The organism is Pantoea sp. Z09 (assembly GCF_022394795.1).
GTDB lineage: Bacteria > Pseudomonadota > Gammaproteobacteria > Enterobacterales > Enterobacteriaceae > Pantoea > Pantoea latae.
Map to the genome: position 1 here is coordinate 1537234 of NZ_CP092373.1, position 19970 is coordinate 1557203.

Sequence of the window (19970 nt, forward strand, 5' to 3'; positions counted from 1 at the left end):
ATGAACTGTTTCTTGGGGACGGGCGCCACACCAGTAACGAAAACGTCGGATTGATACTGGCCTAACGGTCACATCCTTACAACAGGTCATCAGCCTGGCGGGTTTACTAAAGTATCCGCAACAATCTCCACTTATGCATCTGGAAATGCATCCATAAAACATTATGTCTGTAACGTACAGAAGCGAGTTGCCTTGCTGACAGTGGTTTCAAAGGGAAGTAGTGATGAGGCGGTAGGCGCATCAACAGCCATACTTAAAATGGATGGGGGGCGATATATGTTGTGGGCGGGCCAACGTCTGGTAAGGTGAGGATTAACGCGCTATTCAATGAGGCGGAAGATTCAGGCTGGTAAATCTCGGAAAGAATAACGGGGCTTACGCCCCGTTATTCTGTTTATGGATTAACTGCAGCTAATTTCTTGTTCCAGACATAAACAAGGTAGCCATTATAACGGATTATGTTATCTGGCTCGCCGTAAGAAGAAACGGCAGACTTCTTGATAATGTCATCATGTATTATGACGAAACGGTTGTTCGCACCATACCATGAGCCTTTACTCAACCAGTCCCTGCGGATGATCTGGTTATTGTCATAGTTAACTGGCGCCACCTGGACCTGTCCGTATACAGATACGGCCGACGCAAACCAGAATTCTGCATAGCCGTTTGTCAGCCCATTGTCCTTCAGCACCTGTGAAAGGCCTTTCATTCCATTCAAAGCTTTCGGTAAATGAAGGCTCTCTTTAATGTGATGCACTGACGGGATAACAGCCAGAACTGCAACAAGCCAGAAGACTCGGGAGTTATTCATCAGGGGGGTGTTGAACCTGCTGATAAAAACGGTTCCATATATAAAGAACGGAAGAATATAGCGAATGGAAGATACGCCAACTGAAACATCACTGACGACGAATGCTATCGGCATGATGAGAGTGGCCGAAAGCAGAAATATATCTTTCCCGTCTCTGATTTTGAACGCGCGCAATGCCAAAATAAGGATGAACGCGGCAAGCATGAAAAAGGTCAGGCAGCGCATAACCGTTTCGGAATCGCGCGGGTCTCGCCCATAAAAGTCAGCATCAAACAGGCTCATAATGCCAAGGAACATATCTCCGGCATTTTTGCCTATACCTTCAAGCGTAGCGAATCTTGTCGGCTGCACACCAGGAACAACGAAGCCGTAATGCGAGAAAATCAGCTTAATAAGCACCGAAGCAGCGACCGACAATAGGCTTATCAGCAGGATCATGGCCCATCGCTTGTCGAACTCAGAGCGCAAATATGATAAGGCGATAACAACCAGCGCAGGAGCGAGAGAGATATAAATTGCTATCGTGTCGCTAAAGTATGCCAGCGAAAGAATGGCAAAGACTGCCGCAAGGGCCCCCTTGCTTCCATTGCTTACATACCGAACAGTAAAGCAATAGGCAGCCAGACAAAAAATATACGTTCCTACATGAATGAATGGAGTGAGCACATTCCTTGCCATGAAAAATGCAGGCGCACCAAGCAGGAAAAGCGTGAATATAAAGGCTGTCTTTTTGCTCTCTGAAGAAATGATCATCATCACACACAATACGGTGAGGATAACTGCCGGCATGAAGTACGCTATTTTATAGGTATGCCCACCAATAAGAATAGCCAGCGCATACCAGATAATCTCTGTGAAATAAAAGGATACAGTAGACAGACTCCAGTCTGAAAGCAGGATATTTCCTTTCGTCATATCCATTGCCTCTACAATGCCAGAAGCCATGTCGGAGTTTATGTCTATCCTCTGAGCAATGCGAAAATAGAATGAGCACATTACTGCAAATATTACGACCGACATTGCCCAAAACGATACTGCTTTTTTATTGACCTTCATGCGTCTTGCCTTTCCTTACAATGTAACGAGGCCTGTCTTTAGTCTCGATATAAATCCTGCCGATGTACTCCCCGAGCACACCTATACCGATAAGCTGCACGCCACCAAGAAACAAAATAGAAACGATGATAGATGAGTACCCGCTAACAGGGTTGCCAAATATCAGGGTGTTGATCGCGGTGAATGAACCATACAAAAATGACAGGCCCGCCACTAAAAGGCCAATGTAGGTCCACATGCGAAGCGGGAAAGTAGAGAATGACGTAATGCCCTCAAGAGCCAGATTCCATAGCTTCCAGCCATTGAATTTTGATGTTCCCGCCACTCGCTCTGCGCGTACGTACTCGACGATATCTGTCCTCCCCCCAACCCAACTGAGTACCCCTTTCATGAAAAGGTTTCGCTCTTTCAAAAGCTTTATATTTTCCACAACTTCGCGGGACATAAGCCTGAAATCCCCGACGTTCTCTTCAATCTTGGGCGTGCTTATCTTGTTATGAAGTTTGTAAAACCACTCCGCAGACACTCGCTTCATATGGCCGTCTGAACTACGGTCTATGCGTTTTGCCAGTACAACGTCTGCACCCGCCTCCCATTTCTCAATGAGTTCAGGAATCACCTGTATTGGATCCTGAAGGTCGACGTCTATAGGTATAACGATGTCACCAGTAGCGCACTCAAGCCCAGCAAACAGCGCCGGCTCCTTGCCAAAGTTGCGAGTGAAAGAGATGTGCTTTATAAGTTTATCGCTTTTGGCAAAGAGACAAATGACGGCTTCGGTACTATCCTTGCTTCCATCATTTACGAATACTATTTCGACATCATGCTCAGCAAAGGCGGGGAACCCACGCACTTCCTGATAGAAAAGAGGTATAGCCTCCTCTTCATTGAAGACGGGTACAACGAGAGATATTTTCATTTTCCTTCCCGGAATACGATGAACTTAGAGTAGATGAAGCCACAAACAAGACTGATAACTGAAAAGGTTATCAGTGTTATGACTGGACTCAGCGATAGCTTGTCTCCGTACCAGCCAGTACCTGTTGCCAGCGCGCCCATAAAGAAAACGTATATGAGATAGCGCAATGTGGTTGCCTCAGAGTTGAAAGTCCACTTGGCATTAGCGAAGAACGAAAAGGTTACCGCGACACAGAACGCAGAAAAGTTAGAGATTGACTGCGTCTGCCCATAAACATAGAGGACGGTGAACACAATCCAGTGGATAAGAGTGTTGATGACCCCTACTGAGGCGTATCGAGCAAAGACCTTAAACATGCCACCCCCAGAAAAAGGCGGATCTTGGCATCAGATTAGGATTAAGGCAAGGATTGGTAAAGATGTGTAATTGAACAAAAGCCTCGGATGAGGCTTCAGTGTGAAGAACTACCTGTGAAAACGGCCCGCTCGATCAGTTTCGTTGATAGATGCGATGTAACTTTTTACAAAAAGGATGGCGCACAGCGCCAGGAAAGAAATTCCTACGGTCATTAGCATTAACAGCATCATGATATAATCACCTTTAGTTACTTTTCAGGTCGCAGAGATTATGACTATAAGATGTCAAAAACTTTACGCTATCAGGAGACTCTCAAAGCCAACGGCTAAGCACAGAGTGGTAATTTGATGGTGATGCGCACATGGGCTATGCCCTAAATATTGATTACTAAAACGCCTTTACTTGACGCTGTTGGCCTCAGTAGCACACATGTAGCACAAAAAAATACCGCAAAGCACTTCATATTCACCCGATAGATGAAGTGCGCTTTGCGGTATGCTTCTGAAAACCCTGAATCAACCTACATTTGCCCAACCAAGCAAAACTACTAAGTGAAAAAATGAATATGCAGGTTTAGATTGGCTAACAAACTAATATATAAAATTAAAAGTTGGATCGCTTTGGTGTGGGGCATGAATGGGACAAACTCGTTTACTTTTTTGGTGAGTGGACTCGTTTATGCTTCGTCGTTTTCTTTTATCCAGGAGTTGAATACCTGATACACCCTCTGCGCATTAGCGTGCCCCATCTGACTTGCGATGAAGTCGGGGGTTGGCTCTTGGCTTGCATTTATATTTTGGGGGTTTATAAACCTTATAATAATAGTTCTTGCATATCTTGCTAAATCGTAGGTGTCTGCTTTAAAGACACGGCTGAATAAAGCAAGCCAAACGGTAAATGAGGGTATGTATGTTTTAGCTAAATAATGTTTCTTTAAACAACGATTTAATTCATATGTTGCATGGTAACAAAGCTAATTAAAATTCAACATTGTGATACTATAAAGTTGCACTCTTAGTAGTGTGCCCTTAACGCAACAATAAACAAGAGTGGCTTTGTTGAATAAATCAGATTTCGGGTAAGTCTCCCCCGTAGCGGGTTGTGTTTTCAGGCAATACGCACGCTTTCAGGCATACCTGCTTTCGTCATTTTGTTCAGCGCTCGTACCAGGGCCATAGCCTCTGCAACCTGACCATCGTAGTCACGCAGTGTCAGTGAACCCCCGAACAGCTGTTTTACCCGGTACATCGCCGTTTCCGCTATCGAGCGACGGTTGTAATCTGTTGTCCATTTCCACCGCGCATTACTCCCGGTCATTCGCTGATTAGCCACTGCACGGTTACGGTCTGCATATTCACCGGGCCAGTAACCCGCACCTTTTCGGGGAGGGATAAGCGCGCTGATTTTCTTACGCCGCAGTTCATCGTGACATAGCCGGGTATCGTAAGCGCCATCGGCGGCGGCTGACCTGATTTTCCGGTGGGTTTGCCGGATTAACCCGGGGAAGGCCTCTGAGTCCGTAACGTTGTTCAGCGACAGGTCAGCGCAGATGATTTCATGTGTTTTACTGTCAACGGCGAGATGCAGCTTACGCCAGATACGGCGGCGTTCCTGGCCATGCTTTTTGACTTTCCACTCGCCTTCACCGAAGACCTTCAGCCCGGTGGAATCAATTACCAGGTGTGCGATTTCACCCCGGGTGGGCGTTTTGAAACTGACATTAACCGACTTTGCCCGCCTGCTGACACAGCTGTAATCCGGGCAGCGTAGCGGAACGTTCATCAGAGAAAAAATGGAATCAATAAAGCCCTGCGCAGCGCGCAGGGTCAGCCTGAATACGCGTTTAATGACCAGCACAGTCGTGATGGCAAGGTCAGAATAGCGCTGAGGTCTGCCTCGTGAAGAAGGTGTTGCTGACTCATACCAGGCCTGAATAGCTTCATCATCCAGCCAGAAAGTTATGGAGCCACGGTTGATGAGGGCTTTATTGTAGGTGGGCCAGTTGGTGATTTTGAACTTTTGCTTTGCCACGGAACGGTCTGCGTTGTCGGGAAGATACGTGATCTGATCCTTCAACTCAGCAAAAGTTCGATTTATTCAACAAAGCCCATAAGTGCATGTATTTTATGGAAAAAAATCAGAATTTTGTCATTTTGGCTATGCCGAAGTGTAAGGATTTTAAAAAATCTGCTGGAAATCAGTAAATATTTAAGACTATTCTTGTATAACTCTGATGAACATGGATGCCTCTTGGGGATGGTGCATGAACAGTTCTAAACCAAAAATAACTGGTGTAAATCAAAGCCTGTGTGAAGTTAACGGTAGCTCTGGTGTTTTTTATTTTGAGTTAAATCAACAGGTTAGCTCGGGGTGGGAAAGGGCTTTCTTCAAATATCTGACTACCTATAAACCTATTGTTTTCTCACTTTACAGCCCCTCTATCGTCAGTGGGAAACTCATAAGGGCACATGCAGATTTCGATGGTGCATGGGGGATTGAAAATGTACTTCATATCTTACAGGCAATGGTGAACTATGCGAACATTGAGTGCAATCATACTGCGGTGATTAGTAAGGATCGCAAGCATTTACGTGAAGCTGATGGAATGAAGAAATTTAATAGCAGTCTATCTAAACTTAAGTATCAGTGATTTTACTAAGCCGCCTGTAGGCGGTTTTATTAATGCAGTGAAAAGCTAATGCTTTAGGCTGAGGTCGCTCGTATCGCGTGCAATTGACGATATAAAATAGGTGCTAGTCAAGTAAGGGGCGTAAATGGATACTTGAGCTATAAAGTAGCAGCCTCCATAAGGAAGAACATAAAGCTGTCAGGCTAGTTATTTCTTGCTCAAAAGAACGAAGAAATTTGATTGAAAATGTAAAGAGTAAGCTATTAATAATAAAAGCCTTATTTCCCAACAATGAAATAAAAGTTCAATTTTATAGAGTCAGCTATCAACGCAGTACGCTAGCTTTAGCTGGCATATAATAACAAAACCCCCCATATTCCCCCAATTGACTAAAACCCTCCCGCAGTAAACTTCCGGTAAACCCTGGCCTCACATAACCTGACGCTACCCCTTCACCTCAGGCACCCCAAAGCAGACACTCCAATGAACAAACTATGGTTAATCCTGGCCGCGCTGACGCTCTCTGCATGCGCCACCAAGCAGTACCCTCAGGCACCGGCGGTAACGGACGAAGAGGCTGTCTCACTGAACTGCACCGCGCTCCAGCAGGAGATTGCCAAAACCCACGGTATCCAGCAGGAGATTAAACAGACCAGCAGCTTTGACTATCGCACGGTGATGGGCTTTATGGGCGATCTGGGTATTGGAAATGGTATTGCGCGCCGCACCGCCAGCGAAAAAGCGAAATCGCGTCTCTCCGAACTGGAAGCGCTGCGTGATGTGAAATGCGCGGCCTCGCGAGGTTAAGGCTTACTGGTCAACAGGTATCTGGCGAGTGAAGCTATTCAGTAAGTAAAACAAGCGCCTTGCTATATGAAATGTTATATCATAACATTTTGCACTCTTTCACAAAGGGAGGGTAAGATGTTGGCGAAAAAAAAGACATTGCTGGCACTGGTTATGCTGGCGGTAAGCGGGCAGACAATGGCGCATGGCCATCATGCGCATGGTCCGGCATTGACCGAGGTGGAGCAAAAAGCGGCCGAAGGGGAATTTGATAATAAGGATGTCAAAGATCGCACGCTGGCGGACTGGGAGGGCATCTGGGAATCGGTCTATCCGCTGTTAGCGAAGGGGAAACTCGATCCGGTATTTGAAAAGAAGGCGGCCAAAGCGGGAGACAAGACGGCAGAACAGATCAAAGCCTATTATCGCAAAGGCTATGCGACTGATATTGAACGTCTGGGTATTGAAAATGGCGTGATTGAGTTTCATCGCGGCGACAGCGTAGCAGGCTGTCATTACCGCTATGCGGGCCATAAAATCCTCACCTACGCGTCTGGTAAAAAAGGCGTGCGCTATCTGTTTGAGTGTTCAGACGCCAGCAGCAAGGCACCGAAGTATGTTCAGTTTAGCGACCATATCATCGCGCCGCGCAAATCGAGTCATTTCCATGTTTTCTTTGGCAACACCTCCCAGCAGGCGCTGCTGCAGGAAATGGATAATTGGCCAACCTATTATCCCTGGCAGTTAACGCAGCAGCAGGTTGTTGACGAGATGCTGCACCATTGACAATGGCTCAGGCGGGAATATTAACGGCCCGTCTGATTTACCTCTTTAAAAAAAATATTTCCCCTGAGAGCAACAGGCTAACTTATTCTCTAAAAAGAAAATGGCAAAATTTATGGCAGTTAGTCGCTTAAATATATATTAACATTGATAAACTATATTTTTATTCAATAAGATAGATGCCAGCAACGATCGCGCTAACCGAGATGATATGTAATAGTTCAGTCACTTCCCTTTCCTCATCAATAACGCCTTCCTTTATTCAAGAAGCTATAAAACAATCCGTCAATGAAAAGGCCGAAATTAATGCCTGCAGCGGGCTTGCATCATGCAGCTGAAAGGAGCATCTCTGCGCGCATAAGCCAAGCGGTAGTACGACTATGTTTTTTGTTTCACGTTTCGTTCACGTTTCCTGCATTTAACCGCTGGCCTGAATAGTCACAGCACTAAACTTTAATCACCCAATACGGGTAACTGGAGGTGCGTATGTCAGAACGTCCCGATGTGGAACCCCTTCCCGACGATGGTCAGGTTCCTGGCAGCATAGAAGATATCCCCGGCGAAGATGATGAAGAAAGTGAATTCCCGGAAGAGGATGATGAGGTGTCCGACGAGACGGACTATCCCGAAGATAACGATCCCGCCATCTGAAATAGCAAGCCGTCTACGGGCGGCTTGCAGCAAAAAAATTGCCCGCGCGAGGCGGGCAAATCCATATAGCAGAACTCTCGTTACCATTACGTAAAGGGTATGCGCATAGCGCCTGGTTATATTCTCACCAGCCTCATCAGAAAGGAATGAAAGAGTCACGGGCGCGTCAAAGGAAATTCTTATAGGCAAAAAAAACCCGCTCGCGGCGGGTAAAAATCGTTACATGGATTAATCCACATGCCTGTTAGGACGCTACTTAATAACAAAAGTTCGAGCGCAGCGGGAATTATCCTTTTTTTAGGACGTTACCCCATCGCGATAACGGCGCCACTCCATTAGCGTCCCTAACAGAACCAGCGACTGCTCCGTTGAAGAGAGCGGCGGAAAATCCTCGTTTAACGGCACCAGTTCAAAACTGTCATGGCTGCGCGCCCGATATTTGCGCGCCACCATATCCCGCTCTTCGCATAGCGCCAGCACCAGATCGCCCGGCTGCGGCGCTACCTCTGGATCGATAATCAGCAGATCGCCGCGCAGACATTGCGGCGACAGCGCGCTGTCCCACAGCACTAACGCAAAGCTGGCGCCGGAGTAGTCGCGATCCGACTGCACACGCCGATGGATCTCGACCTGGTTAGCCTCTGACAGCCAGAGAGAAACCTGCTCTCTCTCCAGCACCGGCAGGCCGCTTTGCGTCTGCGTTTGTACAGTAAAGACCGGTCCGTCGCCGTCAACCAGCCACGCAGGCGCGCAGCCCAGTGCCTCTGCCAGCCGCAACAGATTTTCTCCACGCGGCAGCGTCTCCTCTTTTTCCCACTGTGATATCGCCACATGAGAAACCGAAATTTTTTCCGCTACTGCTTTCTGCGTCAAATTCAGTGCCTTACGGCGGAAGCGGATACGTTCACCTGTTGTTTCTTTTTCCATCGTCTTGACATCTCCTGTGAGCCAGACTTAAGTATACTTAAGCTGTTAATTTAAGCAATCTTAAGTTGCGGCGAGGGAGGCGCTTTGCGTTTTACGCCTGACGTCAGCAGCCATTACCCGTCGAGGCACAGAGGTGAGGCATGGAAAGTAGTCTGATTACCAGTGTTGGCGCGTTAGTACTTGGGGGCGGAGCGGCTGCGCTTTTCTGGAAGCCGCTCATTGCAGGCATCGCCTCTATTGTCACCAGTAACCGTGCCGGTGGTGAAATTATAACCAGCTATAAGGAGCAAGTCCTGCTGCTGAAGGAGAGCAATATGCTGCTCCGTCAGGAGAATGATGATTTGCGTATACGTCACGACACGAACCTGCGGCGGATATCTACCCTGGAGACCGATCTGCGTTTGATTAAAAACGCGCTCGGCATTCTGGTGGTGATGACTGATGCCGATCAAAACAGCAAGTTCCGTAATGAAATCGACAGGCTGATTTCCACCTTAGAGGAGCGTAGCGATGGCCGAGATACACAGTGAAATAAGACCACGGCTCCACAAGCGCAAATTAATGCTAGGCGTGCTGATGCTGGGCATGTCGATGCTGTGCGTTGTGATGACCATTCTCTTTTTATATGTCAGCAGCACCGCTAACCGACGCGTGGAGGAAATTCGGCGCGAATCCCGCGAGTCGGCTGCCCGACGCGAATTCAAAGTGGATCAGCTGTCGAAGCAGGTCACCGTGCTGCAGCACAAGCTGGACGCGCTGCCCGACCAGACTGCCGACCAGACGGCGGATAAGGTCAAGCGAGTCGTGATCCAGGATGAATCCACTGTGAAGCCGTAACAGGAGAACCGCATGCGAATTTTTAACCTGATTGGGGAAGGCTTCCACGCCCTCCGATCGTTTATCAACACGAAGGAGTCTGCCATGACTGATAACAGCATCATTAACGCAACCGCACCAAACAGTGACGCCGATCTGCCGCAGTTTGCCGTTCCGGACAGCAACGTGCCGACCGATCCGCAGCTGCAGCGCTTATCCTCGCCTTCGACAGTGGCGCCCGCCACTTCAGAGGAGACGCCGGGAGAAACCCATGTGGCGCCTGGTGCAACGGCGCAGCACACCCCAGCGCCGTCGGCCGATCAGAGCGCCGCAACGGACGCCGCCGCTGCGCAGCCTGCGGATCAAAGCGCCGCATCTGACGCCACTGCCGCTCAGCCTGCGGATCAGAGCGCCGCACCTGACGCTGCCGCCGCGCAGCCTGCAGATCAGAGCGCCGCACCGGACGCTGCCGCCGCGCAGCCTGCAGATCAGAGCGTCGCACCGGACGCCACTGGCGCGCAGCCCGCGGATCAGAGCGCCGCACCTGACGCTGCCGCCGCGCAGCCTGCAGATCAGAGCGTCGCACCGGACGCTGCCGCCGCGCAGCCTGCAGATCAGAGCGTCGCACCGGACGCTGCCGCCGCGCAGCCTGCAGATCAGAGCGTCGCACCGGACGCCGCTGCCGCGCAGCCTGCGGATCAAGGCGTCGCACCTGACGCTGCCGCCGTGCAGCCCGCAGATCAAAGCGCAGCAGCGGACGCCGCCGCTAGCCCACAGCCCCAGGCGCAGGCACCCGTGGCGGATGCCGCTGCCGGGCAGGCGAGCACGCCGGCTGTTACCGACGCCGCGCCACAGTCGACGGCTGCCGCGGAGCCAGCAAGCAGCAACGCTGCGGCGTCTACTCAGGCGAGTGGCGAAGGGGAGCAAAGCGAATTCAGCGCGGGGGTAAAAGATTTCGGCGCCGCGTTTGATTTCGTGCAGCAGGGAATAGAGCATCTGGGCACGGCCGCCAGAAAAGAGTTGTTTGAACTGGCGCGTAAATATCTGTAATGAACCAAAGAGCAAGAGCGTAAAAGGGGACAACGCGTCCCCTGTTTTTTTAGAATATCAGAGAGCTTTTAGCCGGGTCGGCATCCTGCTGGAGCCGAAAGCGAATCGTCATCTGCAAATCCTTTACCGGCTTATGCTTCTCATAGCGCCACTGGCTGACAGCAGCGATCACATAGGGCTCGAACAGGCCGCGCGGCTCTGACTGCAGGATGCGCATTTCGCTGACTTTGCCCTCCGCATCGACGTCAAAAGCGAAGCGGACGTAACCCTCAATATGATGGCTTAAGGCGTAATAGGGATAGGGCGGCCGCACCCTTTTAATCTGTTTAGGGATATTAGCGGCGTCAGGCGGCGAAGAGGCGCAGGCGGAGAGCAACAGCGAAGCGATAAGCAGTAGAGGAATTTTCATTTTAACGTCCTGTTAAAATTGCGATAAGCAGGAATGATAACCTTTCTCATTTTTACCTGCGAGCGTCGGGTCACGTCACTTCCGAATATTCTTAAGGCGGCTTCGTTATATTCCACTACCTTTAATCATTCACGCGAGATATTTATTGGTTAAAAAGGCAAAAGGAGAAATAGCATGAGTGATTCAGTGGAAACGAAAAGCAAAACTGACTACCTGCGCGATGTTACCTCGCAGCTGAAAGAGATGCGCCACTACGCGCAAACCAATACCGAGACGCTCTCCAGCCACTGGCTCGCGTTTGACGCCGGCGAATATAAAGATCCCGAGTTTGCCGGACGCATTGACGCGCTGCTTAACAAACAGGGCACGCTGCTGGACGACCTGGACGCCGCGATCCAGGATATCGAAATCGCCATTAACCACAGCGAGCAGGAGAAGTAATCCTGCCCTCTCCGGTGGCCGTCGCGCTTAGTCGGCCACCAGCCACATTTCCGCTTCTTCAAACATCTCTTCAATGATGCGCGCCAGCGTGGCTTTGTCGTTTTTACTCATATCGGTTTCGATTGCGTTTCGCTCCATCGGCTTAACGCGCACCTCAAGATCCGGAAAGACGCGCTGCACGCGCTTTTCCAGCTCCCGCAAAATCATCTCGCGCGCGCCCGGCAGGCCGGCGACGTTACGCCTATCGTAAATCAATTCCACAAACATACTGGTATTCCATACAGGGAAGAAATTCGCTGGCACATCATACTGTAAATCCAACCAGTGACAAGCCTCTCAGGCGCGTCAAAACGCTTTTTTTCGGCGTAACACGCAAACTGGCAGCAGGTGATGCAGGCAGAGGGGGAATAAAAGAGAGACGGCAGCAGGAAAAAATAGAACCTCTGGAGGTGGAAATCCAGCAACACCTCCAGAGGCGGTGCAAGCGCACCATTCGTTCAAGGACAATCACGACCGAAGTCGTGCAGTAAACTTATACAAGTTTGATCAACTTGTACAATTTATTCCTGAACTATTTGACTGGTTGGAGGTGTTGCTGCCCGTGAGGAGTTAGAGTTCGTTTTTGATGCAGAACTCTTCCCAGCTCATTCCCAGCGATTCCGCATGGGATTTCAGATAATTTTCAATGGTTTCGGCGGCAACCGCTTTGTCCGGCTCGGCGAGCTGGATCGAGAAGATCATGCCGTCGAGGTTCTTCTGACGCAGAAAGGCGGCGTAGATGCGTTCGGCGTGCCACTCGCGCAGCTGGCGCAGCGACATATTGGCGTGGCGCGCGTCGCTCTCGGTCAGTTCATCAAGCGCGGCCTTAAAATCGGCGTGAGCGGTAAAAAACATCTCGCGCGCCTGCGCGTAATAGGCTTCTGGCGTTTTCATCGGGTATCCTGAAAAATTCATTATGGTGCGTCGCGCCAGTGTAACTCAGCGGCCAGGCCTTGTCAGGACGCCGTTCGCGGCGCGTGCGGCGTAAAAAAAGTCGCCGTGCAGGACGAAGCAGGGCGCAGATCGCTTGCGAAAGGCAGGCGAAAAATTATAACTTAGCCGCCATTGAAGCGATCTCAGGGATTAACGATGAAAAAGTGGATGCTGACGGCGGCGCTGGCGCTGGCCGGTTGTGCGCAAATCAACAGCTATCAGGACGCGGTGCAGACGCCGGCGCCCGCCAGCCTGCAGGGCAACTGGCAGACGGTGGGGCCGCAAAGCGGATTACGCAGCGGTGAGGCGATGGGAACGCTGATTGTTAACGCCGACGGCAGCACGCTTGATTGTCGCCAGTGGATGCGCGTGATCGCCAAGCCGGGCAAGCTGACGCTGCTGAGCGGCGATTACGTTAACGTCAATCGTCAGTCGCGCGTAATGCCGCTGGAGCTGGAGGGAAGCGAACTCCATTATGACGGCCTGACGCTGCGTAAGGTGGACCGCCCGACAGTAGAGTGCCAGCAGGCGCTGGCAGAGGTAGCGAAGCAGCCTAAAGCGGCAGTGATCCAGAATATCGAACCGGAAATCCTCAAGTCCGCCATCACCCAGGCGAACGACGCGAAGCAGTAAGCTATTAGCGCCTTATTCCGCCAGCGCGATGGAATAAGGCGCGTTCAATTACTCCGTTAGCACCCAGACGCTGACGCTGCCGCCGTTGCAGCGCGCCACCACCGTGCCATGCTCGTCCGCCGTCAGAATATCGTCGCGATGACCTAAATAGTCGCGCCACCTTTTACCCGCAAAACTTTCCCCCATCGCCACCTGTTTCTCGCCTTCGTCGCCGTTCGACATAATGACGATGCAGCCCGGCTGTTCGGCGGTGCCGCTGCGGCTGAACGCCACGCAGTTGGGATGATCGAAATAGTCGGTCTGTGCGCCCCAGGCGTAGATCTGGCGCGCGCGGATCAGCGCCTCCAGTTCGGCAATCGCCGGCATCTCTACCCGATGGCTGTCGCCGTCGCCGCCCTCATCTTCATAGCTGGCGCCGAACAGATCGGGATAGAACACCGTCGGCACGCCCTGTTCGCGCAGCAGGATCAGCGCATAGGCGAGCGGTTTGAACCAGGCTTCCACCGGCGCCTCCAGCGACTGCAGCGGCTGGGTGTCATGGTTGGCGACAATCGTCACCGCATGCCAGGGATCGGCCTCCACCAGCGAGTTGGCGAAGATCTGACTGAGATCGTAGTCGCTGCCCTGGTTCGACGCCTGATGAAAGTTCAGATGCAGCGGCGCGTCGAACAGCAGCGTTTTGCCGTCGACCTGCTGGATATACTCCAGCAGCTTATCGGTTTCGAACGACCAGTATTCGGCGACGATAAACAGCGGCTCCTCGGCGACGGCCTGGACATGCTCAATCCACTCTTTGTAGAACCAGGCGGGAATATGCTTGACCGCGTCGAGACGAAAACCGGTGCAGGGCAGCTGCTGCATCATCCAGCGCGCCCAGTATTTCAGCTCTTCGCGCACCGCATTGTTGCGGAAGTCGATATTGGCGCCCATCAGATAGTCGAAGTTGCCCAGCTCGCTGTCGACCTGATCGTTCCAGCCGTCGGCGGTGTAGTCATTCACAATCTTGAATACGCCGTTCTCATCGGGGTTTTCAATATGATCGACGCCGCTAAAGCATTTGTAGTCCCAGATGAATCGGGAGTGTTCGCCGGCGCGCGCCGGGAAGCTAAAGCGTGTCCAGGCCTCGCACTCAATAACCTCATCGCTGATTTCATCGCGGTTGTCGGGATTGACGCGGTTGACGCGCACGCGCTCTTTCTCATCCGCGCCCATTTTGTGGTTCACCACCACATCCATCAGCACGCCGAGCTGGTGGGTACGCAGGGCGTCCACCGCGGCCAGCAGCTGCTGTTTGTCGCCATATTTGGTGGCGACGCTGCCTTTCTGATCGAACTCGCCCAGGTCAAAAAGATCGTAGCTGTCATAGCCAACAGAGTAGCCGCCCGATTCGCCTTTGTAGGCAGGCGGCAGCCACGCCATGGTGATGCCGATCTCGCCTAGCCAGGCGGCTTTCTCCGCCACTTCGGGCCAGAGTTTGCCGCCATCCGGGTAATACCAGTGGAAAAATTGCAGTAACGTCGGGTTGTGCATCTGCTGCGCTCCAGCGGGAAGGAAAAGCAAGTATGGAGCACGATAAAAAAAAGACGCACCGGCAGAACAACTATTTTGTTGCGCACGGTGCGTGTCAGGATCAGGAGAGCGGCTGATTCTCCATCGGCACCATTACGCTGCCCTGTTTGCCATAGGCGCTCATCACCGATTTCTGGCGCGTGTTCTGATTCACCAGCGTCGACAGCTCGTTCATGCGCTCCTGCAGCAGGCGCTTCACTTCGCTCTCATTATCCAGAATATGGCGCAGCACCGGTCGCAGCTGCTCCTGCGCCTGCACGGAAGGCGAGGCGGCTTCGGTCGATCGCGCCAGCCGTTGCACCGCGCTGACGTAATCAACTTCCTTTTTGATCAAATCATCCCATTCGCCCTCGGCCGCAAAACGCAGCATCTGCTGGCTGAGATCGAGTAGCTGTTGGTAAATGGTAATCAGATGCGGTGCAAGTATCATTAAACGGCGTCCTGAATCAGTGGTTGAGGCTGGGCAACTTCTTTCCATGCGTCAGCGATATTACGCAGCAGCGCTTCGACCTCGACAATGGCCTCCACGTCATTGCGTAAATTCGCCTGCAGAAGCCGCCGCACCATATAGGCGTACAGGGAAAGCAGGTTGGTGGTGAGATCGTCGTCGCTCTCTTCATTCAGGCCCTGCTTAAGCCCGTTTTCAATAATGTTAATGGCTTTGGAGAGGGAAAGGCCTTTTCCCTCAATATTGCCGTCCTGCAAAAACAGACGGGCGCGCACCAGCGCGCTCAGCGCGCCGTCGAACAACATATTCACCAGCTGTTGCTGACTGGCGCTCATGACGGCGCTTTCAACGCCGATTTTTGCATAGGCCTGGGTGCCGTTTGCGCTGTACATACTGACTCCTTATGACGAGCTGCTGGAGCTTGAGCTGCTTGACGATTCGAACTGCTGCGTCAGGTAGCTGCTGGTCTGGTTAAGCGAACTCATTAAAACGTCGAGCTGGGTAAACTGGGTTTTCAGCCGCGCAATGGTATCGGTAATACGATCGTTCACCTTGTTGTACTGATCGGTCAGCTCGTTCAGCGTTTTACTGACGCCGTCGGTGGCCGACTGCACGATACCGGTGCTGGAGAGCCAGCTGGTCAGGTTGCTGGCGACGGTGGTGGCGACACCGGTGGTTTTACCGTCGCCGATAATCATCTCTTTCACGCCTGCCATATCCGACGTCAGGCTGCTGCTCAGCTTGTCGGAGTCAAGCTCCAGCTCGCCGGTGGTCGGATCAGTGGTGACGCCAATCTGCGCCAGGGTTTTAAAGGTCGACGAGCTGGCGGCGTTGGTCAGCAGGCTCTTCAGCTGACTCTGAATGGTACGCAGCGTACTGTCGCCCAGCAGCGCGCCGTTGCTGGAATCCTGCGCGTCCGCGCCAACGTCGACGGCGGTGTATTTCGTCAGGCTGGAGAAGGTGTCCTGCAGGGTGTTATAGGCGGTCACCCAGCTGGAGATGGCGCTGTTCGCTTTCGACGTGTCGGTCGCGATAGTCAGCGTCTGGTTGCCGGTGGTGGTGTCGCTCAGATTCAGCGTAATGCCTTCCAGCGCGTCGCTGATGGTGTTGCTGCTGTTTTCGATAGCGATATTGTTAACGGTCAGCTTTGCGTTCTGCGCCGTGACGCTTTCGGTCATCGCGTTGCTGGTGGCGCTGGCGTCGTAGCCGACGATGGACTGCAGCGTATCGTCGCCGGTGACCTTAATGCTGCTGACGGCGTTGTCCGATCCGGTTTCGTTCGAGGTAACGGAGAGGCGATAGCTGCCGTCCGAGACCTTGATAATGCTGGCGGTTACGCTCGCGCTGGCGCCGTTAATGGCGTCGCGCATCCCGGTCAGTGAGGTCTGGTCGCTGGTCAGGGTGATATCTTTGCTCGACCCGTCCGCTAGCGCGATGCTCAAGGTGCGGCTGCTGGCCGAGTTGTCGCCCAGCGCGGTGGTGTTGCTGCTCTGCACCGCGGAGGTCAGCGTCTGCGCCTGCGCCAGCTGCGACACGCTAATGGTGTATTTGCCCGCCACGGTGCTGCCGGAGGTGGTGGCGCTAAAGGCGCTGGAGCTGCTGGTCGCGGTGGTCGCCGTAAAGAGGTCCGCATTATTCAGCGTGGTGTTCGCCGTCTGAAAGGTGGTCAGCGCGCTTTTCAGCGTCGCGTAGGCGCTCAGCTTGGCGGTATAAGAAGTCTGCTGATTAGAGATCGGCGTCAGGGCGGCTTTTTCTGCCGTCTGCATGCTGTCGAGAATGCTGCTTAAGTCCAGGCCTGAACCGATACCCAGGGTAGAGATACTTGCCATGCTTGTTTCCTTATCATGTCGACACGGAGAGTGAATACCGGGGTTATCGGCGGCGAATAGGGAAAGTTTAAAGTTATTGATGGCTGTGCGATAAAGCGAATAGCGTATATAGAGAAGGGTATTTCTACGGCTAGAAAAGGGGTGATTTAGTTCTAAAGAAGTCAGGGGCGAGGGCGATAAAGATAAGCGTGACAGGTTGAAGGAAAAAATTTTCACCTGGTACTAAAAAAATTCTAAAGGTTATTTAAGGGCAGACGATAACAACTTTGACGGCGCTGAAGCCGGCGGGTTGAAGCCCACACCTTAACCGAAAGACTTGATTAACAGGAATATTTATCATGGCCCAAGTCATTAATACCAACAGCCTCTCGCTGATCACTCAGAACAACATCAACAAGAACCAGTCCGCTCTGTCTACCTCTATCGAGCGTCTGTCATCAGGTCTGCGTATCAACAGCGCGAAAGATGACGCTGCTGGTCAGGCGATTGCCAACCGTTTCACCTCTAACATCAACGGCCTCACTCAGGCTGCGCGTAACGCCAACGACGGTATCTCTGCCGCGCAGACCACTGAAGGCGCGCTGTCAGAAATCAACAACAACCTGCAGCGTGTACGTGAACTGACCGTACAGGCGCAGAACGGCACCAACTCCGATTCTGACCTGTCTTCAATCCAAGACGAAATCAAATCACGTCTGGACGAGATCGACCGCGTTTCTGGTCAGACTCAGTTCAACGGCGTGAACGTGCTGGCAAAAGACGGCAAAATGTCTATTCAGGTTGGCGCGAACGATGGCCAGACCATCGACATCGACCTGAAAAAAATCGACTCTTCAACTCTGGGTCTGAGCGGCTTCAGCGTGTCTAAAAACGCACTGAAAACCAGCGATGCCATTACTCAGGTTGGTGCGAGCGGCGCGCTGAAAGATGTGGACCTGTCATCTGTTGCCACTGCGCTGAAAGTTGACGCAAGCTCACTCTCTCTGAAAAACGTTCAGACTTCAGCTGGTGCAGCGACCGGTACCTACGTTGTTTCTTCAGGCAGCGACAACTATGCAGTCTCTGTTGATGATGCCACTGGCGCTGTAACGCTGAACACCACCGACGTTTCTTACACCGACACAGCTAACGGCGTTACCGCTGGTACCATGTCTGCTCAATACGTTAAAGTCGGTGCGGATTCAACTGGCGCGGCGCAGGGTTATGTCACCGTTCAGGGCAAAGACTACAACACCGCTGCTGGCGCGATTGTCAACGGCAGCGCGGGCGGTACAACTGGCGTAGCAAGCAACATCGGCGACATCGCTGACACCGCTAACGCAAACATCCATTCAGGTTCAGCGACCTCTGACCCGCTGGCTCTGCTGGACAAGGCTATCGCGTCAGTCGATACCTTCCGTTCTAGCCTGGGTGCGGTGCAGAACCGTCTGGACTCTGCTATCACCAACCTGAACAACACCACCACCAACCTGTCTGAAGCACAGTCTCGTATTCAGGATGCTGACTACGCGACCGAAGTTTCAAACATGTCTAAAGCACAGATCATCCAGCAGGCCGGTAACTCCGTGTTGGCGAAAGCTAACCAGGTTCCGCAGCAGGTTCTGTCTCTGCTGCAGGGCTAATCGCCCTCTGGTGACCTTGTTAAAAACCTCGCTTCGGCGGGGTTTTTTTATGCCTGAAAAACCGTGATTCAGCGGCCAACGGTTACAGAACCTCGCTATTCTGCCGATAACCTCTTACAGAACATCCCTGAATTTTGTCCGATTTTCTTTTTCTGGAGTGTCCATGCGCTTCAATTATGACTTGTTACCCGGCGAGCATTTAACCTTCGACGAGATCGCGCTGCGTTACGCGCAGCAGCATCCCGAGGAGAAGGCGCTCACCGTACGCGGGTTGCTGAGCCCGTCCACCAGCTATCGCACGCTGCGCATTCGCGCGGTCTTCGCCAGCGAAGAGAGCAACAGCTCGCTGGAAGATCTGCTGTTTATCTCCGACGACAACGAGCGCAAAAACTATCTGCGTCGCTTTGAGCACTACCTGAAATCGCAGCAGCCCTTTGCCTATTTTCGCCGCAGCGAGGCGTCGCGCGACGCGCTCTGGCAGGTGATGGGCGACAGCCGGGTCTACGCCATGATAGATCCCCACTCCGCCACCGCGCAGAACCTGCTCGCCAGCCGCGGCTATCAGCTGGTGCTGATGCGCGAGGATGAAGATGACGCTTACTGGCAGCTCTTTGACCCCCAGTCGCATCCCTGTTTCCCGCTCTCGCGTCGTATCCAGTTTATGGTGGTGCTGAGCACGCCGCTGCATAAGGCGCCGACGGCGGTGATGGCGGGCACGGAGGTGGGGCGCCGCGTGAAGACGCGGGTCTTTCAGCGCGCCAGCCAGGCGGAGTTTTTGGCGGCGGTCAAAGCGCGCTACGGCGGCTGCGTGATGACCGGCACGCGCCTGACCGATCGCCACAGCTGGCCCTGGGTTGAGGCGTGCCATATCGACACGCGGGAGAACGAAGAGGGATCCCTTGTCGACAACAGCGCCGACAACGGCCTCTTTCTGCGCAGCGACCTGCAGCGCCTGTTTATCAATAAACTGATAAGCATCGATGGTGAATCTGGCCAGATCCGCTTTCATCCCGACGCCGAAACCCGGCAAAGCATAAGCCCTTATTATCAGGCGCTTGAGGGGCAGGTATGCGCACTTTGGGACCAGGTGCCGCCCGCCACGCGGCAGCGGCTGCGCGTATCAGCCTAAACGACGCGCAGGGAGCGGAACAATCCGCTCCCTGACATAACAAAAATGAAATAACCTCGCTTTTGCCCGCCTATTCCCCCAATCAATCCCCCTACAGAATTGGATAATCCTGCCGATAACTTCATTAACGCAG

Annotated in this window: 23 protein-coding genes; 11 read left to right on the plus strand and 12 right to left on the minus strand. The window is 52.4% G+C overall.

All coding sequences use genetic code 11. The features are described from left to right. Positions 1–394 precede the first annotated feature (394 nt). The 4 genes from MC269_RS07310 to MC269_RS07325 form a co-directional block, all read right to left on the minus strand. The gene (locus tag MC269_RS07310; protein ID WP_239954671.1) at positions 395–1867 is read right to left on the minus strand and encodes a hypothetical protein; all 1473 of its coding nucleotides are present in this window, start codon (positions 1865–1867) and stop codon (positions 395–397) included. Then, positions 1854–2786: a glycosyltransferase family 2 protein gene (locus tag MC269_RS07315; protein ID WP_239954672.1), complete on the minus strand. Its 933-nt coding sequence runs from the start codon at positions 2784–2786 to the stop codon at positions 1854–1856. Before MC269_RS07315 ends, MC269_RS07310 begins: the two co-directional genes overlap by 14 nt. Next, the gene (locus tag MC269_RS07320; RefSeq protein ID WP_239954673.1) at positions 2783–3142 is read right to left on the minus strand and encodes a GtrA family protein; all 360 of its coding nucleotides are present in this window, start codon (positions 3140–3142) and stop codon (positions 2783–2785) included. Before MC269_RS07320 ends, MC269_RS07315 begins: the two co-directional genes overlap by 4 nt. A gap of 1108 nt (positions 3143–4250) precedes the next feature. Further along, a complete protein-coding gene (locus MC269_RS07325; protein WP_000654812.1) occupies positions 4251–5219 on the minus strand; it encodes an IS5-like element IS903B family transposase in 969 nt (322 codons plus the stop codon). A gap of 187 nt (positions 5220–5406) precedes the next feature. On the opposite strand from MC269_RS07325, the gene MC269_RS07330 reads away from it, so the two are divergent. From MC269_RS07330 to MC269_RS07345, 4 genes are all read left to right on the plus strand, one after another. Beyond that, complete coding sequence (locus MC269_RS07330) at positions 5407–5793, plus strand: hypothetical protein (RefSeq protein WP_239954674.1); 387 nt, start codon at positions 5407–5409, stop codon at positions 5791–5793. 462 nt (positions 5794–6255) lie between these two features. Beyond that, the gene (locus MC269_RS07335; protein WP_239954675.1) at positions 6256–6579 is read left to right on the plus strand and encodes a hypothetical protein; all 324 of its coding nucleotides are present in this window, start codon (positions 6256–6258) and stop codon (positions 6577–6579) included. 117 nt (positions 6580–6696) lie between these two features. Next, complete coding sequence (zinT, locus tag MC269_RS07340) at positions 6697–7344, plus strand: metal-binding protein ZinT (protein ID WP_239954676.1); 648 nt, start codon at positions 6697–6699, stop codon at positions 7342–7344. A 483-nt stretch (positions 7345–7827) separates the two neighbouring features. Next, positions 7828–7992: a hypothetical protein gene (locus tag MC269_RS07345; RefSeq protein WP_239954678.1), complete on the plus strand. Its 165-nt coding sequence runs from the start codon at positions 7828–7830 to the stop codon at positions 7990–7992. A 297-nt stretch (positions 7993–8289) separates the two neighbouring features. On the opposite strand, the gene MC269_RS07350 is transcribed toward MC269_RS07345, so the two are convergent. Further along, positions 8290–8919: a helix-turn-helix domain-containing protein gene (locus tag MC269_RS07350; RefSeq protein ID WP_239954679.1), complete on the minus strand. Its 630-nt coding sequence runs from the start codon at positions 8917–8919 to the stop codon at positions 8290–8292. 140 nt (positions 8920–9059) lie between these two features. Here MC269_RS07350 and MC269_RS07355 point away from each other — a divergent pair, with 140 nt between their 5' ends. The 3 genes from MC269_RS07355 to MC269_RS07365 all read left to right on the plus strand — a co-directional run bounded on the left by MC269_RS07355 (position 9060) and on the right by MC269_RS07365 (position 10785). Beyond that, the gene (locus MC269_RS07355) at positions 9060–9449 is read left to right on the plus strand and encodes a hypothetical protein (RefSeq protein WP_239954681.1); all 390 of its coding nucleotides are present in this window, start codon (positions 9060–9062) and stop codon (positions 9447–9449) included. Positions 9450–9480: 31 nt separating this feature from the next. Then, entirely contained in the window at positions 9481–9756 is a 276-nt protein-coding gene (locus MC269_RS07360) for a hypothetical protein (RefSeq protein WP_239954683.1), read from the plus strand. Positions 9757–9840: 84 nt separating this feature from the next. Beyond that, positions 9841–10785, plus strand: coding sequence for a hypothetical protein (locus tag MC269_RS07365; RefSeq protein ID WP_239954684.1), 945 nt, complete (start codon positions 9841–9843; stop codon positions 10783–10785). 49 nt (positions 10786–10834) lie between these two features. Here MC269_RS07365 and MC269_RS07370 read toward each other — a convergent pair whose 3' ends face one another. Beyond that, entirely contained in the window at positions 10835–11194 is a 360-nt protein-coding gene (locus MC269_RS07370) for a TonB family protein (protein WP_239954685.1), read from the minus strand. A gap of 174 nt (positions 11195–11368) precedes the next feature. On the opposite strand from MC269_RS07370, the gene MC269_RS07375 reads away from it, so the two are divergent. Beyond that, the gene (locus tag MC269_RS07375; RefSeq protein WP_033749795.1) at positions 11369–11635 is read left to right on the plus strand and encodes a hypothetical protein; all 267 of its coding nucleotides are present in this window, start codon (positions 11369–11371) and stop codon (positions 11633–11635) included. Between the two features lie 27 nt (positions 11636–11662). Here MC269_RS07375 and MC269_RS07380 read toward each other — a convergent pair whose 3' ends face one another. Then, on the minus strand, positions 11663–11902 hold the full coding sequence (locus MC269_RS07380; protein WP_081139092.1) for a DinI-like family protein: 240 nt from the start codon (positions 11900–11902) through the stop codon (positions 11663–11665). Between the two features lie 342 nt (positions 11903–12244). Further along, positions 12245–12568 (minus strand): DUF6388 family protein, encoded by a 324-nt coding sequence (locus MC269_RS07385; RefSeq protein WP_239954686.1) that lies wholly within the window; start codon positions 12566–12568, stop codon positions 12245–12247. Positions 12569–12763: 195 nt separating this feature from the next. Between MC269_RS07385 and yedD the strand changes: the two genes are divergently transcribed. Next, entirely contained in the window at positions 12764–13240 is a 477-nt protein-coding gene (gene yedD, locus MC269_RS07390; RefSeq protein WP_239954687.1) for a lipoprotein YedD, read from the plus strand. Between the two features lie 48 nt (positions 13241–13288). Here the strand turns inward: yedD and amyA are convergent, their stop codons facing one another. The 4 genes from amyA to fliD form a co-directional block, all read right to left on the minus strand. Then, positions 13289–14770, minus strand: a complete 1482-nt coding sequence (gene amyA / locus MC269_RS07395; protein ID WP_239954688.1) for an alpha-amylase — start codon at positions 14768–14770, stop codon at positions 13289–13291. 100 nt (positions 14771–14870) lie between these two features. Then, on the minus strand, positions 14871–15239 hold the full coding sequence (fliT, locus tag MC269_RS07400; protein WP_081139104.1) for a flagella biosynthesis regulatory protein FliT: 369 nt from the start codon (positions 15237–15239) through the stop codon (positions 14871–14873). Next, the gene (gene fliS, locus MC269_RS07405) at positions 15239–15649 is read right to left on the minus strand and encodes a flagellar export chaperone FliS (protein WP_081139107.1); all 411 of its coding nucleotides are present in this window, start codon (positions 15647–15649) and stop codon (positions 15239–15241) included. Before fliS ends, fliT begins: the two co-directional genes overlap by 1 nt. A gap of 9 nt (positions 15650–15658) precedes the next feature. Then, positions 15659–17086, minus strand: coding sequence for a flagellar filament capping protein FliD (gene fliD / locus MC269_RS07410; protein WP_239954689.1), 1428 nt, complete (start codon positions 17084–17086; stop codon positions 15659–15661). Between the two features lie 338 nt (positions 17087–17424). Here fliD and MC269_RS07415 point away from each other — a divergent pair, with 338 nt between their 5' ends. Then, entirely contained in the window at positions 17425–18708 is a 1284-nt protein-coding gene (locus MC269_RS07415) for a FliC/FljB family flagellin (RefSeq protein WP_239954690.1), read from the plus strand. Positions 18709–18871: 163 nt separating this feature from the next. Next, entirely contained in the window at positions 18872–19837 is a 966-nt protein-coding gene (locus tag MC269_RS07420) for an HNH endonuclease signature motif containing protein (protein ID WP_239954691.1), read from the plus strand. Positions 19838–19970 lie beyond the last annotated feature (133 nt).

Excerpts from the sequence above, each read along its gene's own strand:
- MC269_RS07310 (WP_239954671.1), bottom strand. The coding sequence starts at position 1,867 with ATGAAGGTCAATAAAAAAGCAGTATCGTTTTGGGCAATGTCGGTCGTA.
- MC269_RS07315 (WP_239954672.1), bottom strand. The coding sequence starts at position 2,786 with ATGAAAATATCTCTCGTTGTACCCGTCTTCAATGAAGAGGAGGCTATA.
- MC269_RS07320 (WP_239954673.1), bottom strand. The coding sequence starts at position 3,142 with ATGTTTAAGGTCTTTGCTCGATACGCCTCAGTAGGGGTCATCAACACT.
- MC269_RS07330 (WP_239954674.1), top strand. The coding sequence starts at position 5,407 with ATGAACAGTTCTAAACCAAAAATAACTGGTGTAAATCAAAGCCTGTGT.
- MC269_RS07335 (WP_239954675.1), top strand. The coding sequence starts at position 6,256 with ATGAACAAACTATGGTTAATCCTGGCCGCGCTGACGCTCTCTGCATGC.
- zinT (WP_239954676.1), top strand. The coding sequence starts at position 6,697 with ATGTTGGCGAAAAAAAAGACATTGCTGGCACTGGTTATGCTGGCGGTA.
- MC269_RS07345 (WP_239954678.1), top strand. The coding sequence starts at position 7,828 with ATGTCAGAACGTCCCGATGTGGAACCCCTTCCCGACGATGGTCAGGTT.
- MC269_RS07350 (WP_239954679.1), bottom strand. The coding sequence starts at position 8,919 with ATGGAAAAAGAAACAACAGGTGAACGTATCCGCTTCCGCCGTAAGGCA.
- MC269_RS07355 (WP_239954681.1), top strand. The coding sequence starts at position 9,060 with ATGGAAAGTAGTCTGATTACCAGTGTTGGCGCGTTAGTACTTGGGGGC.
- MC269_RS07360 (WP_239954683.1), top strand. The coding sequence starts at position 9,481 with ATGCTAGGCGTGCTGATGCTGGGCATGTCGATGCTGTGCGTTGTGATG.
- MC269_RS07365 (WP_239954684.1), top strand. The coding sequence starts at position 9,841 with ATGACTGATAACAGCATCATTAACGCAACCGCACCAAACAGTGACGCC.
- MC269_RS07370 (WP_239954685.1), bottom strand. The coding sequence starts at position 11,194 with ATGAAAATTCCTCTACTGCTTATCGCTTCGCTGTTGCTCTCCGCCTGC.
- MC269_RS07375 (WP_033749795.1), top strand. The coding sequence starts at position 11,369 with ATGAGTGATTCAGTGGAAACGAAAAGCAAAACTGACTACCTGCGCGAT.
- MC269_RS07380 (WP_081139092.1), bottom strand. The coding sequence starts at position 11,902 with ATGTTTGTGGAATTGATTTACGATAGGCGTAACGTCGCCGGCCTGCCG.
- MC269_RS07385 (WP_239954686.1), bottom strand. The coding sequence starts at position 12,568 with ATGAAAACGCCAGAAGCCTATTACGCGCAGGCGCGCGAGATGTTTTTT.
- yedD (WP_239954687.1), top strand. The coding sequence starts at position 12,764 with ATGAAAAAGTGGATGCTGACGGCGGCGCTGGCGCTGGCCGGTTGTGCG.
- amyA (WP_239954688.1), bottom strand. The coding sequence starts at position 14,770 with ATGCACAACCCGACGTTACTGCAATTTTTCCACTGGTATTACCCGGAT.
- fliT (WP_081139104.1), bottom strand. The coding sequence starts at position 15,239 with ATGATACTTGCACCGCATCTGATTACCATTTACCAACAGCTACTCGAT.
- fliS (WP_081139107.1), bottom strand. The coding sequence starts at position 15,649 with ATGTACAGCGCAAACGGCACCCAGGCCTATGCAAAAATCGGCGTTGAA.
- fliD (WP_239954689.1), bottom strand. The coding sequence starts at position 17,086 with ATGGCAAGTATCTCTACCCTGGGTATCGGTTCAGGCCTGGACTTAAGC.
- MC269_RS07415 (WP_239954690.1), top strand. The coding sequence starts at position 17,425 with ATGGCCCAAGTCATTAATACCAACAGCCTCTCGCTGATCACTCAGAAC.
- MC269_RS07420 (WP_239954691.1), top strand. The coding sequence starts at position 18,872 with ATGCGCTTCAATTATGACTTGTTACCCGGCGAGCATTTAACCTTCGAC.